A 13,309-nucleotide genomic window follows, 5' to 3' on the forward strand; every position below is an offset into this window, starting at 1 on the left:
TCGTTTTGATCAGTAGTATTCGTTGCGCAATACCATCACGCCGTCCATTTCCACACCAACGCCTTTGGGTAATGCTGCCACGCCTATTGCTGCGCGGGCGGGGTAGGGTTGGCTGAAGTATTCGGCCATGATTTCGTTGACGATAGGGAAATTGCTTAAGTCGGTCAGAAAGACATTGAGTTTGACGATGTCGTTGAAGTCGCCGCCAGCGGCTTCGGCGACGGCTTTCAGGTTATCGAATACCCGGCGGATATGCACGGCGATGTCGCCGTCCACGACTTGCATGGTTTCGGGGTCAAGCGGGATTTGTCCGGATAAATAAACCGTCTCGCCGACTTTGACGGCTTGCGAATAGGTGCCGATGGCTTGCGGGGCCAGAGGTGTGGAGATGATTTCCTTGTTCATGCTATGCCTTGATGCGGGTGATCTTTAAAACGATGGAGAGTTTTTTCAGCTTACGGATGATATTGGCCAAATGCACGCGGTCCTTCACGGCCAGGGTTAATAGATCCACCGAGACGCGGTCGTCCTGGCTGACGACGGTAATGTTTTCGATATTGGAATCCATGCTGGAGATGGTCGAGGCGATGGTAGCCAACGAGCCGCGTTGATTCAGCAACTCGATGCGAATTTCGGCGGGGAATTCGCCGCTGGCTTCCGGGCTCCATTCCACATCCAGCCAGGTAGTCTGTTTTTTTCTGACTTCGTTGCTGTTACGGCATTCGTGATGATGAACGACGATGCCCTTGCCGGGGTTGAAGAAGCCGATAATCGAGTCGCCCGGAATCGGCCGGCAGCATTTGGCAAGGCTGACGACAATGCCTTCGGTGCCTTTGATAATTAAAGGCGTTTTATGCGTCGATTCGTTGTCGTCGAGTTTGACAGCCGCGTTAACGTCGGTTTGGCTGATGCGTTTGGCCACCAGGAAGGGCATGCGATTACCCAAGCCGATGTCTTCCAGCAACTCGTTCATCGAGTGTTTTTTCAACACCTGCAACACCTGGATGATGCGGGTGTTATCGACATTTTCCAGTTGAATACCCAGGCTCTGCAATTCTTTTTCCAGCAGGCGGCGGCCCAGATTGATCGCTTCCTGTTGGTTGAAGTTTTTCAAATAGGCGCGGATGCAGCTGCGGGCCTTGGCGGTGGTGACGTAGTTCAGCCAAAGGGGATTCGGTCTGGCCCAAGTGGCGGTAATGACTTCTACCGTCATGCCGTTTTCCAGCTTGGTTTGTAGCGGTACCAGTTTCTTGTCGATGCGTGCCGAAATGCAGGCGTTGCCGACGTCGGTATGCACCAAGTAGGCGAAATCGACGATGGTCGCGCCGCGCGGCAGCTTGATGATTTTGCCTTTGGGGGTAAATACAAAAACTTCTTGCGGGAACAGATCGACTTTTAAGTTATCGATGAATTCCAGCGAATCGCCGGCGGACTTTTGGATCTCCAGTAAATCGCGCAGCCACTCGTTAGCGCGGGCCTGGATGGTTTCACTTTTATCGTTGTCGGATTTGTATAGCCAGTGCGCGGCAATCCCCGATTCTGACAGGCGATGCATTTCGTGGGTACGAATCTGAATTTCGATAGGTACGCCGTAAGGGCCTATCAATATCGTGTGCAGCGACTGATAGCCGTTGGCTTTGGGCAACGCGATGTAGTCCTTGAAGCGGCCGGGAACAGGTTTATATAAATTGTGCACGCAGCCTAAAGCCCGGTAACAGTCGTCGACCTGATGGCAATAAATGCGGAAAGCGTAGACATCAAAAACGTCGGTAAAGGAAATCCGTTTACTGAGCATTTTTTGATAAATGCTGGCGATGTTTTTTTCGCGGCCCGCGACAGCACCGTCCAAGTTGGATTCGTTTAGACGATTTTGGATGGCATTTTGAATGGTGTCGATGATTTCCTTGCGGTTGCCGCGCGATTTTTTCACGGCATTATTGATGGCCGTGTAACGGTTGGGGTAGAGCGCTTTAAAGCCCAGCGATTCCAGCTGATGTCTGACATCGTTCATGCCCAGCCGATTGGCTATAGGGGCGTATATTTCCAGCGTTTCCTTGGCGATGCGGCGTTTTTTATCGACCGGCATATTGCCCATGGTTTGCATGTTGTGCAAACGGTCGGCGAGTTTTACCACGATTACGCGCAGATCTTGCGCCATGGCCAGGAACATTTTTCTGACGTTTTCCGCTTGCGCTTCGGCGCGGGAACGGCTGTCGATTTTGGAGAGTTTGGTTACGCCATCAACCAGTTCGGCCACTTCGACGCCAAACTGCTCGGCTAGTTGTTCCTTGCTGATAGGGGTGTCTTCGATGACATCGTGCAGAATAGCCGCCATGATGCCATGGTGATCCATGTGCATGCTGGCCAGTGTGATTGCCACGGATACCGGATGGCAGATATAGGCTTCTCCGCTCCTGCGGAATTGCCCGGAATGCGCGGCCGCGCCGAAATGGTAGGCGCGGACCACATCGTTGATTTGTTCTTGGTCGAGATAGCTGCGCAGGATCTCGCAGAGCTGGTGAAGAAGTTTTTCTTCAGGATGCTCGATAGCAGGTAGCGCTGGTGCGGGTTTGACAGCTATCTCGGGCATGGGTGTTAGATTTCCAGATGGGTTTCCGAAACGTAACCTGCACGATGCAAACGGTCGATATTTTCTTCGTTGACAAAGCCTGCGGCTATTTCACGAAGTGCCAGCACAGTGTCTTTATCTTTGCCGCGTGGAACGAATTCATCGGCGCCTTTTTCCAACTGCCGTGCTCTTTTGCTGGCGAGTAACACCAATTTGAAACGGTTTTCAACATTTTCCAAACAATCTTCAACGGTAACGCGTGCCATTATTAAACCTTATCTGAGTTTGCGGGGGATCTTCGCCCGATAGACTTTAACAGTACTGAGCGGACAGGGTTGAATTATAAGATAAACGGCGCACTTAGGCCAATCGAGGCTGCAAGCGGCTAGGTGGAGAAAGTAAAACGACAGGCAATAAAAAGCCCGCTATACGCGGGCCCGTCCTGTTTGTTGTAATTATTATTGTTATTGTGTTGGACGCCTGCCTTAGGGCAGTTTAGTCAAGCAATTACTATTTTATAGTTATTATTATCAGCCGTTTTACCGGCTGTTTCCCTCCCCCCTCAAAGATGCAACCCGTTAAGGTTGAATGCACTCCGTATTCAAGGTGGGCGCAGTGTATTTTAAAAAAAACCGGGTGTCCAACAAAAAAATCAGTTTTATTTCGGGAAATGGTTTTGCCCCGAAATTAATTTTCTTAAACAAAAACTTAGCTAGCATCAGGTTTATCTAATGTTTGAAATTAGCGTTCCATTCGGCGCGATTCTTCCTCGCTGAGAAAGAAATTTAGCCGTTCGTTGAGGATGGCTTGTAGCTGAAAGCTGAGATCAGTCTGTTGTTTTGCCAATCTAATTTGCATGATTGCCGCTTCGGTTTCGCCGCTGGCGTAATAGTACTCGGCCATGTAGCGATGCGATTCCCCGGGCTGTTTGAGGTCGGCGAAAATCTGTGCGAGTAGTTCGTAATAATACGGCTGGTCTTTCTCGCTATCCGACAAGCTTTGTAACACTTGTTTTGCGCGTTGCGGTTGAGCGTTCTTGACCAGGCTACGGGTATATTGAATTTTTAGGGCGTCATTGCTGGGGAAGGTGTTAATTGCTTTCTCAAATAATTTGCCGGCTTTTTCGTAGTCGTGCGCATCCATCGCCGTGCGGGCCAGCGCGGAGATATATTGCGGTTGCGACGGATATTGCTCGGTGAGTTTTTGAAAAATTTCGCTGGCTGCGGCGTATTGTTGATTTTCCAAATATACCAAGCCCATGCCATAGCGGGCGACAGCTCTTTGTTCCGGCGTGCCTTGCATTTCGAGCGTGGTGAAATGCTGTAGCGGGGTGCGTTTGTCCTGCGCAGTCAGCACGGTAAGCTTGGCCTTGGTCAACAAATACGCTAATGAATCCGGATATTGCCGGTAGGGATAGATTTCCGCTCTGCCGCGGGTGTCGGCCACCCGATTTTCCGATACCGGGTGGGTTCTTAAAAATTCAGGTACGCCTTTGCCGTAATAACGGGTGGATTGCTGTAAGCGTTCGAAAAAAGTCGGCATGCTGCGCGGGTCGTAATTGGCACCGGCTAGGGTTTGCATACCCACCCGGTCTGCTTCTTTTTCGTGGTCGCGGGTAAAATCGATTTGAAACTGAATGTTGCCGGCTTGGATGGCCATTAAAGCTGCTTGGCCCATATTGGGGGACTGGGTGCCGATCAAAATCGCCGCCAACGTGGCGGCGACGGTCGGGATCGACAATTTGCTGGCTTTTTCAATCGATCTGTATAAATGACGTTGGGTAACGTGAGCAATCTCGTGAGCCATTACCGATGCCAGTTCGCTCTCCGCTTCGGTCAAAAGGATCAAGCCGGAATTGACCCCGATATATCCTCCTGGGCCGGCAAAGGCGTTGATATTGGGATCCATCACGACAAAAAAGTGGAAGGGATTGGACGGCGTGTCGCTGTGGGACGCTAATTGCCTACCTATGTTTTGGATGTATTGTTGGATTTCCACATCCTGATTAATTTCGGCTTGTTGATGCAAATTACGAAAAAAAGCTTCGCCGAACTCCTTTTCCTGAGCGGGTGAAATGATGGCGCCTGCTGAATCGCCCATGTCCGGCAGTTGGATTTTTTCGATGTCCAAGGCTCGCGGCGACGGACAGAACAGGATCAGGCCAAGGCTGAAAAAAAGAGGCTTAATTGTCATGGAAGCTCGGACTGGAAGCAGTAAGTTTGGTTCAATGGCGAAACAATGCGCGGCAAAAACGGGCAGCTTGAACGTGCTCGTATTAAAATAGGCCGAATATTGAATTTAACGATTATTTTACAGCGCGATGAAATATGCCGTACAAGTTAATGCCAGTCCTTACGCCAGCAATGCCGGCCTGAACGCCTATCGGTTCATTCAAGCGGCGTTGGCGGCCGAGCACCAAATTCTGCGAGTATTTTTTTACAAGGAGGGTATCTATCATGCTTTCCGTTATGCCCAGCCGCCTGAGGATGAATTTTCGATTACTCGACATTGGTCGGCTTTGGCTGAGCAATATGGCGTGGATTTAGTGGTATGCATCTCGGCGGCGCAGCGCCGGGGTTTATTGTGCCTTGATGAGGCTGCACGGCAGGGTAAGCAGGATGACGATACGGCGCCAGGGTTTCGGATAGCCGGTTTAGGACAGTGGCTGGAGGCGACTCTGCTGGCTGACCGCAGTATTGTCTTTGGTTAACTGTGCCATGAAACGCTATCTATTTATTATGCGCCGCTTGCCTTACAGCGGTGGTCATCTGCAAGAAACTCTGGACGCGATTTTGACTGCCGCGGCCTTTGATCAGCACGTCGCCTTGCTTTTTGTCGACGATGCCGTGTGGCAATTAAAAAATCAGCAGCATCCTGGCGGATTAGATTTAAAGGATACCTCGGCAATTTTTCAGGCCTTGCAAATTTACGACGTTAACGATTTGTACGTAGAAGAAGAATCTTTGCAACTGGCCGGACTCACATCCAGCGATTTAATCTTGCCTGTCGTCAGTCTGCCGCGTGTCGAAGTTAGCCGCTTGATGCATCGTTACGATCTTATTATTTCCGATTGACGCTGCGGAGTTAAACAGTTGAAGCCGCTTAAGCTAAAATTCTTTATTCGTAATATTTACCCCACTTAAGTAGACCGAGGACGAGCACACCATGGCGGATGAAATTGAAGAAAAAAGGCGTTATTTTCGAGTCAACGACACGATAAATCTGCTGCACAAAGTCATCGACAAAAAAAATGTCGACGCCTTGAGTCATGTCTCTAATGATGTATTGGGCAATTGTTCATTGACCTCCGCGTTAGACGTATTGGCGCAGGAAGCGCGCATGTTGTCGCCGCGCCTGGAAAGGCGCGATCCGGAAATGTTTGAATATCTGAAGATCATCGACACCAAAATCAACCTGATCGCCCAGGCGATTAGCGCACAGAGCGAAGAGTTTTCTGAACACGATACTCGGGATGTCAGTCTCAGCGCCACTGGATTAGCTTTTAGCAACGAAACACCTATAGCGGTTGGCGAACTGCTGGAATTGCGGATGCTGCTGACCTCATGTATGGCGGTGATCGTGGCCTATGCAAATGTCGTCCAGTGCAAGGATATTTCCGGTGAAAGCCCGGAGCGGCCGTTTTTTATCTGTGTTGAGTACGTCAATCTCAAAGAAGACGATAGAGAGCTGTTAATCAAGCATGTCGTCAAGAAACAATTGCAACAATTGCGTGATAAAAACGAGTTTTAGCTGCGTAGTCCGGCTTTACTGCGCGTTCGACAGGTTGGCGATTGATCTCTCCTAAACTTAAACAACTTTTACATCTCCTGGCGGACGGCCAATTTCACTCGGGAACCGAATTGGCGGGCTTGCTGGGCGTGAGTCGTTCGGCGGTATGGAAACACTTAAGTGCATTGTCCGAATTCGGTATCGAGTTACTAGCGGTATCAGGCAAAGGTTACCGCTTGCAAAGCCCTTTACAGTTGTTGGACGCGCAACAGATTGATCAGCACTTGGGTGGCCATGCTCGATCCTTGCTGGGTGAACTGGAAATTCACGACGAGATTCACTCTACCAACACTTATTTAATGGACAGGGCGCGGCAGGGCGTTGGTATCGGCTCGGTCTGCCTGGCTGAACGGCAAACCGCGGGGAAAGGGCGGCGCGGTAGGTATTGGGTTTCGCCGTTTGGCCACAATATTTATTTATCAATTTTGTGGCGTTTCCAGGGTGGGCCAGCTGCGATCAGCGGATTGAGTCTGGCGGTTGGGGTAGCGGTAATCCGGGCGTTGCGAGGTTTCGGGATTGTTGATGTGGGTTTGAAATGGCCGAACGATATTTATTGGCGACAACGTAAATTGGCGGGGATTTTGATTGAGGTGTCCGGGGAAAGTAGCGGGCCTTGCCATGCGGTGATAGGTTTGGGTTTAAATGTGTATTTGCCGGTGCATGAAGGTCAGGCCATCGAACAGGATTGGGTCGATTTGCACGGTATTTTGGCGGAGTCGGTTCATGGTCAACGCAATCGGCTGGTGGGCGAGTTATTAAATCAGTTGTTACCGGTGCTGGCGGAGTACGAGATCCGTGCGTTGGCGCATTATCTCGACGAATGGCGTGGCTACGATTGCATGCAAGGCAAACAGGTCGATATTTTTATGCACGAGCAGAGCTTTAGCGGCGTGGTGGCGGGCATCGACGATCAAGGCCTGTTGTTGCTGGAACTCGCCGACGGCGAAACCCGGGTGTTTGCGTCCGGCGAAGTCAGTTTTCGGCGCATATGATTTTACTGGTCGATATTGGCAACTCACGTCTGAAATGGACCCAGGCAGAGGCCGGTGTGCTGAAACCGACGATGTTTATGGATTATCGCCTAGCGGATTTTCAGGAACGTTTGCGTGAGTTTTGGCTGAGTATCCCCGCACCCAAGCAAGTGGCTATGGCGTCGGTATCGGAAAATGCTCTGACCGTTTTATTGGGCGACATGGCGCGGGGACTGTGGCCTGGTGTAGAGCTGATCATGCCGCAGTCTTCGCAGACAGCTTTTAACGTCAAAAATGCATACGCTGAGCCGGAGAAGTTGGGGGTGGACCGCTGGTTGGCATTGCAGGCTGCGCATCGTTATTATCCTGGGGATACCTGTGTTGTCGATTGTGGCACCGCCATCACAATAGATTTCATCGAGAGCGATGGCAGGCATCTGGGCGGCTTAATCAGTCCGGGGTTGTTGCTGATGAAAAAATCCTTGGCAAACAATACCGCTGCGCTGCCGTTTAGCGAAGACCAGGCAGAAACAAGTTTGGCGGTTGTCACGGCGGCGGCTATCAATAACGGTACCTTGTTAGCCGCGGCTGGTCTGGTAGAGGCGGCCTTGGCGCGTCAGCCCAAAGCCTATCAGTTAGTGTTGAGTGGCGGCGATGGGGAGATGTTAGCGCGGCATCTGGCCGTTCCAAGCATTGTAGACGGCGACTTGGTCTTTAAAGGCTTGCTCAATTATTGCCAAAACGACAAAGCCTTATGAAGGTGCTGTTTTTTTTGTTATGTCTGCTGAATGTGTTGTTTTTTTTCTGGAAGCTACATTTTGGTGCGCTGACGCCATCGGTCGAGCCGGTCACTAATATTCCGGCCTTGCTAACGGTCAGAGAGAGACAATTGGCACGGCGTGGAGCACAAATTTCTGCTTATCTGGACAATGCTGCCGCTGAATTGCAAGCCAAGCAAGTAACGGATATTCTGCAGCGCTTAAACCCGCCCCAAGTTGCTTTAATCTTCAAAGCAAGCCCTCATACGCTTAAGCCAACTGGTTCAGACAGGCAGAAAACCGCGATCCATCACTGCTATGAGGCCGGGCCGTTCAGCGATCAGGAGGCGTTGCGGCGATGGGCCAGCACTGAGCATTTAACTGTGTTTAAAGTCGCAAACAAATCAACTATGGTTTCTTCGGACTTTCAGGTTTATTACCCGGCTGGAAAAGATGCCGAACAAACCCGTATCAATAAAATGATGTTAAAAGCCAAAGGATTAAACGATGTCTGGCCAATCTCGGATGGTGATATCAAAGGGGCAATATCGCTCGGTGTTTTCAATGATCGGCAGCGCGCCATGCTATTTAAAAACCAGTTGGCCGAGCAAGGCGTCAAAGCGGAAATTAGGCTGCGCAATAAACTCCGGGATGAATTGTTTATTCGGTTCGTCGGGGGGCAGAACGCTATTTTCAAGAATGTTGGCTATACACGAGTGGCCGATATAGACTGTGGCAATGCGTTGAAATAAGTACCCGACGCTGGTCGCATTTGTTCGATGCTATGGCGGTCGTTGAGCCGGATGAGGCTAATTTAGTTTCATCCGGCTTTTTTATGTTCGAAAAATTACTTTGACGCAGTTCAAAACGTGTAATGCACCGATTTGGTGACTTTTTTAGGCAAAAGGCAAAAATCACTCGTAACGTGTCGGTAATATTTACACTTTGCAATTTGTGCTCTGATAACTTTTTGAAAAAAAACATAATTAATTATGGCATTATATTTGCTTTATTCTGTATGGGTGGGTGTTGGTATATATCCACCCCCCTTCTTAGTTGGAATTGAGGAACAATTTTGACTAAGGAGTAAGGTGGTCAAAAGGATGACCAATTGTTAACGTTAATTTAAATGGGGAATATCCATGAAAACGCTTTTATCTTTAAAACTTTGGCTTGCTGTTTGCCTATTTGCGGTTTCGACTGTAAGTTCGGCAGGCATCATTTGGGAATCTACTGACGGCGATAGCAATTTTATCTCCTTCGGTTCTAGTTCATTCCCATTTACTTCAAGTGACACCTTCGGTATCTTTTCTGCTACCGCTGATCTGGCTATTGATGCACCTGTTTACACTTTTAACGGTGTAGGCACGTTTGCTTCTGCTAGCCCTTTCAAATTGGGTCTGTTGACAGCGAGCGGTTGGGTTAGCGAAGCTGGTAACTATGAATTGGGTGCCCCTAATACGTTCTTGTTGACCTTTGTAAAACCAGGCGTAGTCACCAGCAACTTGAGCTTTCTGTTTGGATTCGATCTGAAAGCTGCTGCGAATCAAAACCCTGTCACTAGTGTACCTCTCCCTGCATCGGTATGGTTTATGACAAGTGCTTTGATGGGCTTCCTGTATACCGGTCGTCGTAAAGCGGCCGTTCAAGCTTAAAATTTTTGAGCTTTTTAAACCGGATGGAGTCGTTCTCCATCCGGTTTTTTTACGTCTGTTGAAAATCACCGAGGACCTTTAGATTCCCGCATGGCGAGAGCTTTTAAATCGCTTAGTGGATCATTGTGGCCGTTGGGCTCCCGCTTTCCCGGGAGCGACGATTGATAAACAAGTGAGCAATTAATGGTCTTTCTTCACTGCTTTTCTGCTTAAGAACACGCCGACAGCGCTACCGAATAACCAAATTGGTGCGGGCAGCGGAACTGGCTGAACAGAGCCTGACACGGGTTTAAACGACACTAATTTCAACAAATCGCCATTCAGAAAATCGTTGTTCGCCGCCAAGGTAAAGTAGCCGGAGCTGGTCGGCGCGGAGGAGCCGGCTTTGGCGTAAAGGTTAAACTCACCCGCGCCGCCGTCCCATCTAGCGCTTTTCCCCCAACCGCCACCTTGCGTCCACTGGCCTATCAATTGTTGGTTAAAGTCCAGTGTTTCGCCTGCGCTATCCCAGGTGGCAAAATCGAAATCCGTCATCTGAAATGTGCCGTTTCCCAAGCCTCCCGTGGCGTTGGACACGGTTAATGTGAAAGCCTTGATTGCGTCATTGTTGCTGAAATCGAGAAAAGCCGAGCCTGGATTGGGAATGAGTTGCTCATCCAGGCTGATAAGGCCTTGCGCAGTGGCGGCGTTTCCGAATGCTAAGCCGCTGTAATCGAGACTAAAAGTAACTATTGCGGCGTGAGCGTTGCCGGCCGCACATAATGGGATAAGTACGGTCAGGCCGGTTTTTAAAAATCTGTTGAGTTGCTTATTCATCGTTGTTCTGGTTCATATTGAAAAGGAGACTACGCAGGCCCGGCGGGTAGGGCGTTGCCGGGCGAGTGGGTTTTGCTAATACAGCCTTTAAATTCCCTGGCGTTGCTACGCCCGTAAAAACGGGAATCCGTTTCCTCTCCTGTGCGTCCGCTAGCGCAGGAGAGGCTTTGTTTAAAGCTTAGGCGAACAGCTTGCCGTATTGCCGGGACTGGAACATGTCCGTCCCGGCCCGCAGATGCTAACCGCCGCTGACTATCATGCTTCGTGCCTGATTCTTTAGGTTTATCGCGTTTTGCATGAGCGTTGTGCGGTTTGGATAAAGCTTGTTCGTTGCCTGTGTTTCGTAATAGAGCGCTTGCTGCAGTTTGTCTAACGCATCCGGATAGGGATTAATGACAGCTTCCTTGAGTACGTCGATAGCGTCCTGAGTATCGGCAATTGCCAGTTTTAAGGTTTTGACGCTTTGGTCACCGTTCAACGTAATCGCTTTTTGATCCAAAAGATTGGAGCTGCGGATATTTTCCAGCACGTTGATGGAGCGCAGGAACAAGGCAACGGCAATCACTTGCGACGAATCCAGTTTGCCTTGGCGGTTGGCTTTGCTTGAGGTAAATGCACCCGGCGAACTGTTAAATGCATCCGAGCTGTAAAACGCTACGGTCTCTTCCAGAGTGGTCACGCTGTTGTTGTGGAAGAACGGCGCGGTATCGGCAGCTTCTATCAGCGATGGCGTGTTAAAACGATTCAATCCCTGATGTCCCGCTGGGCGTGTCGTGGTGCCGGCTGGCGCCAAGCTGCCGTCGCTGTAACAGGTTTCGTTAAAGTTTGGGCCGCAATCGGTTTGTAGCGTTTGCCCGAAACCGCCATCGTAGGCCAGATTTGGATCGGCTAGATGATGCAACTGGTCGCGCATGCGCTCGACGCCGGTGTCGCGGGTTGGGTTGGCGTTGGTGGTGGAGCTGATGCCGCCGGCGTTGGAGTGGCAGCCGTTGCAGTTGCCGGTAGTGCCGAATAACACCGTACCATCCGCAAGTTTGGGATTGTTTTTGGTGTTGAACAACAGCAAGCCGTTTTGCACCAGCGGCGACTTGAAATACATATTGGCAAGATTGATTTCCTCACTGCGGCCCAGAGACAGCATATAAGCTTCCAACGCATCCAGTTCGGCTTCGGTAGGCAATCTAAAGTCGATGTTTTCAGCGCGAATCAGGGTTTTTGGCAAATGCTGTTTAATGGCCCCCTTGGCGAAATCTCGCAGCGACCCGCCGTCGGGGGCGCCGTCTCCAGACCAACCGATAGCATGCGTATGCGTACCGGATTGCTGCGCTTCGGGGTCGTGAGCGTTGAAATAATCCGTATCCTGAGTAAATTCGCCGTTACCGTAACCTGGGTTGATGGTTTTTTCGAAGGTCAGGGTGTTGGCAATACCTAGCAGATGCGAGGAGCTACGCATGACCGGTGGCCTATCGAAGCCATCGACATTGGCCACGAATAAGCCAAACTGCCTGAGCAACGCAGGTTTTTCCAGATCGGCCAATACCGGATTGGTCTCGGCTACAAACAGCGGATCGGTTTTCGGCAGCTTGGCGATGTAGCTGGGATCGATGGTATGGTTGTTGTCCGGCCTGTGGCAGGTGGCGCAGGTACGACCGTTGCCGTTAAAGGTTTGTTCGGTAAACAGCTGTTGCCCGGTGGCGATCAGTTGCGTCAGTTGTTCGGGCGAGGTGGCAGCCGAGGCAGTTACCCCAGCTTGCGCGGTTTTGGGTAATAAAAATTCGAACGCCGCTTGTGCGGGGCGGGCGTTCTCTTCTGTCGTTACGGAGCCTACCGTTGCCGCCGGCCAATAGCGCTCGGTGTAATACAGCCGTTGCAGCAAGCTTGGCGAGCCGAATAACAGGCCGCCGGTTTGCGGTGTCTCTCCGGCTTTGGCAATCGCGACGGCATCCATCGTAAAGCCGGTGAGGCGGTCGCGGTCCAGTTGGGTTGTCAGTAAATGTTTATCTTCATGGGCTGACAGTGGGCCAATTTTGATTGCTTTATCGTTTAGGTTGCCGGATTTGTGATTATCCAGCAGCCAAACATCGTATTGTTCTTGATTGGATAAGCCGCTGACCGCCACGCTTAATTGGCCATTCAGCAGATTCAATGCCGCTTCACCATTGGCAGCGGTAAATTGCCGAGATTGTGCTCGCGAAAACCCCAAGCCGACACGCAAAACCTCCAGGTTTCCTTGTTGTTCGTGTGCGGTTTTCCAGCGTTCGTATACTTTACTTAAGGCATCGACATTGCCGTGGCCGGTGAAGGGGGCTTCCGGTTTGGGGGTAAGAGCATAGCCCAAGGCGATGGCGGCGACAAAAGCCAAGGGAATTTTTAATTGTTTTTTCATGCTTATAATCCTGGGTTGAGCTAAATAAGGCTGATGCGGCGGACAACGACGGGATTTGATAGAAAGCACGGTTCCGGATGTTTCTGATCATGGTAACCAATTAAATTGTGTTCCAGCGCGGCATCCCCCAGGCCAAAGCAATAGCCGTGCCCGAATGTGTTTTATCGTAATCTTGTTGAAAAAACTTATATAAATCAATGATAAGAATTTATTTGATGCTGATTTTTTTCAGCTGAGAACAAGCTTCTTCGGGTCGCTAGATGATTTTTTCGATATGTCAAATTTCTAGCTTTTGGATAAGTGTGTCATATGCCCTATCTATGCGTTATATGACACAGTCATTTAGATTGCCGGCGCTAAAAGTG

The 13,309-nt window shown here is 50.2% G+C and carries 13 protein-coding genes; 7 read left to right on the forward strand and 6 right to left on the reverse strand.

The annotated features are described in order from the left end of the window. Positions 1-9: 9 nt before the first annotated feature. The 4 genes from ACH5Y9_RS06145 to ACH5Y9_RS06160 form a co-directional block, all read right to left on the reverse strand. On the reverse strand, positions 10-405 hold the full coding sequence (locus tag ACH5Y9_RS06145; RefSeq protein WP_020482115.1) for a RidA family protein: 396 nt from the start codon (positions 403-405) through the stop codon (positions 10-12). Between the two features lies 1 nt (position 406). Further along, a complete protein-coding gene (locus ACH5Y9_RS06150; protein WP_319962465.1) occupies positions 407-2,590 on the reverse strand; it encodes a RelA/SpoT family protein in 2,184 nt (727 codons plus the stop codon). A gap of 5 nt (positions 2,591-2,595) precedes the next feature. Continuing rightward, positions 2,596-2,835, reverse strand: coding sequence for a DNA-directed RNA polymerase subunit omega (gene rpoZ, locus ACH5Y9_RS06155; RefSeq protein WP_033156558.1), 240 nt, complete (start codon positions 2,833-2,835; stop codon positions 2,596-2,598). A gap of 475 nt (positions 2,836-3,310) precedes the next feature. After that, positions 3,311-4,762, reverse strand: coding sequence for a M48 family metalloprotease (locus tag ACH5Y9_RS06160; protein WP_445368936.1), 1,452 nt, complete (start codon positions 4,760-4,762; stop codon positions 3,311-3,313). Between the two features lie 127 nt (positions 4,763-4,889). Between ACH5Y9_RS06160 and tusD the strand changes: the two genes are divergently transcribed. The 7 genes from tusD to ACH5Y9_RS06195 all read left to right on the forward strand — a co-directional run bounded on the left by tusD (position 4,890) and on the right by ACH5Y9_RS06195 (position 9,742). Beyond that, positions 4,890-5,279: a sulfurtransferase complex subunit TusD gene (tusD, locus tag ACH5Y9_RS06165; protein WP_319962467.1), complete on the forward strand. Its 390-nt coding sequence runs from the start codon at positions 4,890-4,892 to the stop codon at positions 5,277-5,279. A 7-nt stretch (positions 5,280-5,286) separates the two neighbouring features. After that, positions 5,287-5,643, forward strand: a complete 357-nt coding sequence (gene tusC, locus ACH5Y9_RS06170; RefSeq protein WP_445368937.1) for a sulfurtransferase complex subunit TusC — start codon at positions 5,287-5,289, stop codon at positions 5,641-5,643. A 91-nt stretch (positions 5,644-5,734) separates the two neighbouring features. Then, positions 5,735-6,319, forward strand: a complete 585-nt coding sequence (locus ACH5Y9_RS06175) for a PilZ domain-containing protein (protein WP_033156554.1) — start codon at positions 5,735-5,737, stop codon at positions 6,317-6,319. Positions 6,320-6,360: 41 nt separating this feature from the next. Next, positions 6,361-7,350 (forward strand): bifunctional biotin--[acetyl-CoA-carboxylase] ligase/biotin operon repressor BirA, encoded by a 990-nt coding sequence (gene birA, locus ACH5Y9_RS06180; RefSeq protein ID WP_445368938.1) that lies wholly within the window; start codon positions 6,361-6,363, stop codon positions 7,348-7,350. Beyond that, positions 7,347-8,087, forward strand: coding sequence for a type III pantothenate kinase (locus ACH5Y9_RS06185; RefSeq protein WP_445368939.1), 741 nt, complete (start codon positions 7,347-7,349; stop codon positions 8,085-8,087). The genes birA and ACH5Y9_RS06185 overlap by 4 nt, the downstream gene beginning before the upstream one ends. Next, positions 8,084-8,839 (forward strand): hypothetical protein, encoded by a 756-nt coding sequence (locus ACH5Y9_RS06190; RefSeq protein ID WP_445368940.1) that lies wholly within the window; start codon positions 8,084-8,086, stop codon positions 8,837-8,839. Before ACH5Y9_RS06185 ends, ACH5Y9_RS06190 begins: the two co-directional genes overlap by 4 nt. A 390-nt stretch (positions 8,840-9,229) precedes the next feature. Continuing rightward, the gene (locus ACH5Y9_RS06195; RefSeq protein WP_033156550.1) at positions 9,230-9,742 is read left to right on the forward strand and encodes a hypothetical protein; all 513 of its coding nucleotides are present in this window, start codon (positions 9,230-9,232) and stop codon (positions 9,740-9,742) included. 180 nt (positions 9,743-9,922) lie between these two features. Here ACH5Y9_RS06195 and ACH5Y9_RS06200 read toward each other — a convergent pair whose 3' ends face one another. Further along, entirely contained in the window at positions 9,923-10,558 is a 636-nt protein-coding gene (locus tag ACH5Y9_RS06200; protein ID WP_445368941.1) for a hypothetical protein, read from the reverse strand. A 238-nt stretch (positions 10,559-10,796) separates the two neighbouring features. Then, positions 10,797-12,944: a hypothetical protein gene (locus ACH5Y9_RS06205; protein WP_445368942.1), complete on the reverse strand. Its 2,148-nt coding sequence runs from the start codon at positions 12,942-12,944 to the stop codon at positions 10,797-10,799. Positions 12,945-13,309: the final 365 nt, after the last annotated feature.

This window comes from Methylomonas sp. BW4-1, assembly GCF_052474385.1.

Excerpts from the sequence above, each read along its gene's own strand:
- tusC (WP_445368937.1), top strand. The coding sequence starts at position 5,287 with ATGAAACGCTATCTATTTATTATGCGCCGCTTGCCTTACAGCGGTGGT.
- ACH5Y9_RS06195 (WP_033156550.1), top strand. The coding sequence starts at position 9,230 with ATGAAAACGCTTTTATCTTTAAAACTTTGGCTTGCTGTTTGCCTATTT.
- ACH5Y9_RS06190 (WP_445368940.1), top strand. The coding sequence starts at position 8,084 with ATGAAGGTGCTGTTTTTTTTGTTATGTCTGCTGAATGTGTTGTTTTTT.
- ACH5Y9_RS06145 (WP_020482115.1), bottom strand. The coding sequence starts at position 405 with ATGAACAAGGAAATCATCTCCACACCTCTGGCCCCGCAAGCCATCGGC.
- ACH5Y9_RS06160 (WP_445368936.1), bottom strand. The coding sequence starts at position 4,762 with ATGACAATTAAGCCTCTTTTTTTCAGCCTTGGCCTGATCCTGTTCTGT.
- tusD (WP_319962467.1), top strand. The coding sequence starts at position 4,890 with ATGAAATATGCCGTACAAGTTAATGCCAGTCCTTACGCCAGCAATGCC.
- ACH5Y9_RS06200 (WP_445368941.1), bottom strand. The coding sequence starts at position 10,558 with ATGAATAAGCAACTCAACAGATTTTTAAAAACCGGCCTGACCGTACTT.
- ACH5Y9_RS06175 (WP_033156554.1), top strand. The coding sequence starts at position 5,735 with ATGGCGGATGAAATTGAAGAAAAAAGGCGTTATTTTCGAGTCAACGAC.
- ACH5Y9_RS06185 (WP_445368939.1), top strand. The coding sequence starts at position 7,347 with ATGATTTTACTGGTCGATATTGGCAACTCACGTCTGAAATGGACCCAG.
- ACH5Y9_RS06150 (WP_319962465.1), bottom strand. The coding sequence starts at position 2,590 with ATGCCCGAGATAGCTGTCAAACCCGCACCAGCGCTACCTGCTATCGAG.
- ACH5Y9_RS06205 (WP_445368942.1), bottom strand. The coding sequence starts at position 12,944 with ATGAAAAAACAATTAAAAATTCCCTTGGCTTTTGTCGCCGCCATCGCC.
- rpoZ (WP_033156558.1), bottom strand. The coding sequence starts at position 2,835 with ATGGCACGCGTTACCGTTGAAGATTGTTTGGAAAATGTTGAAAACCGT.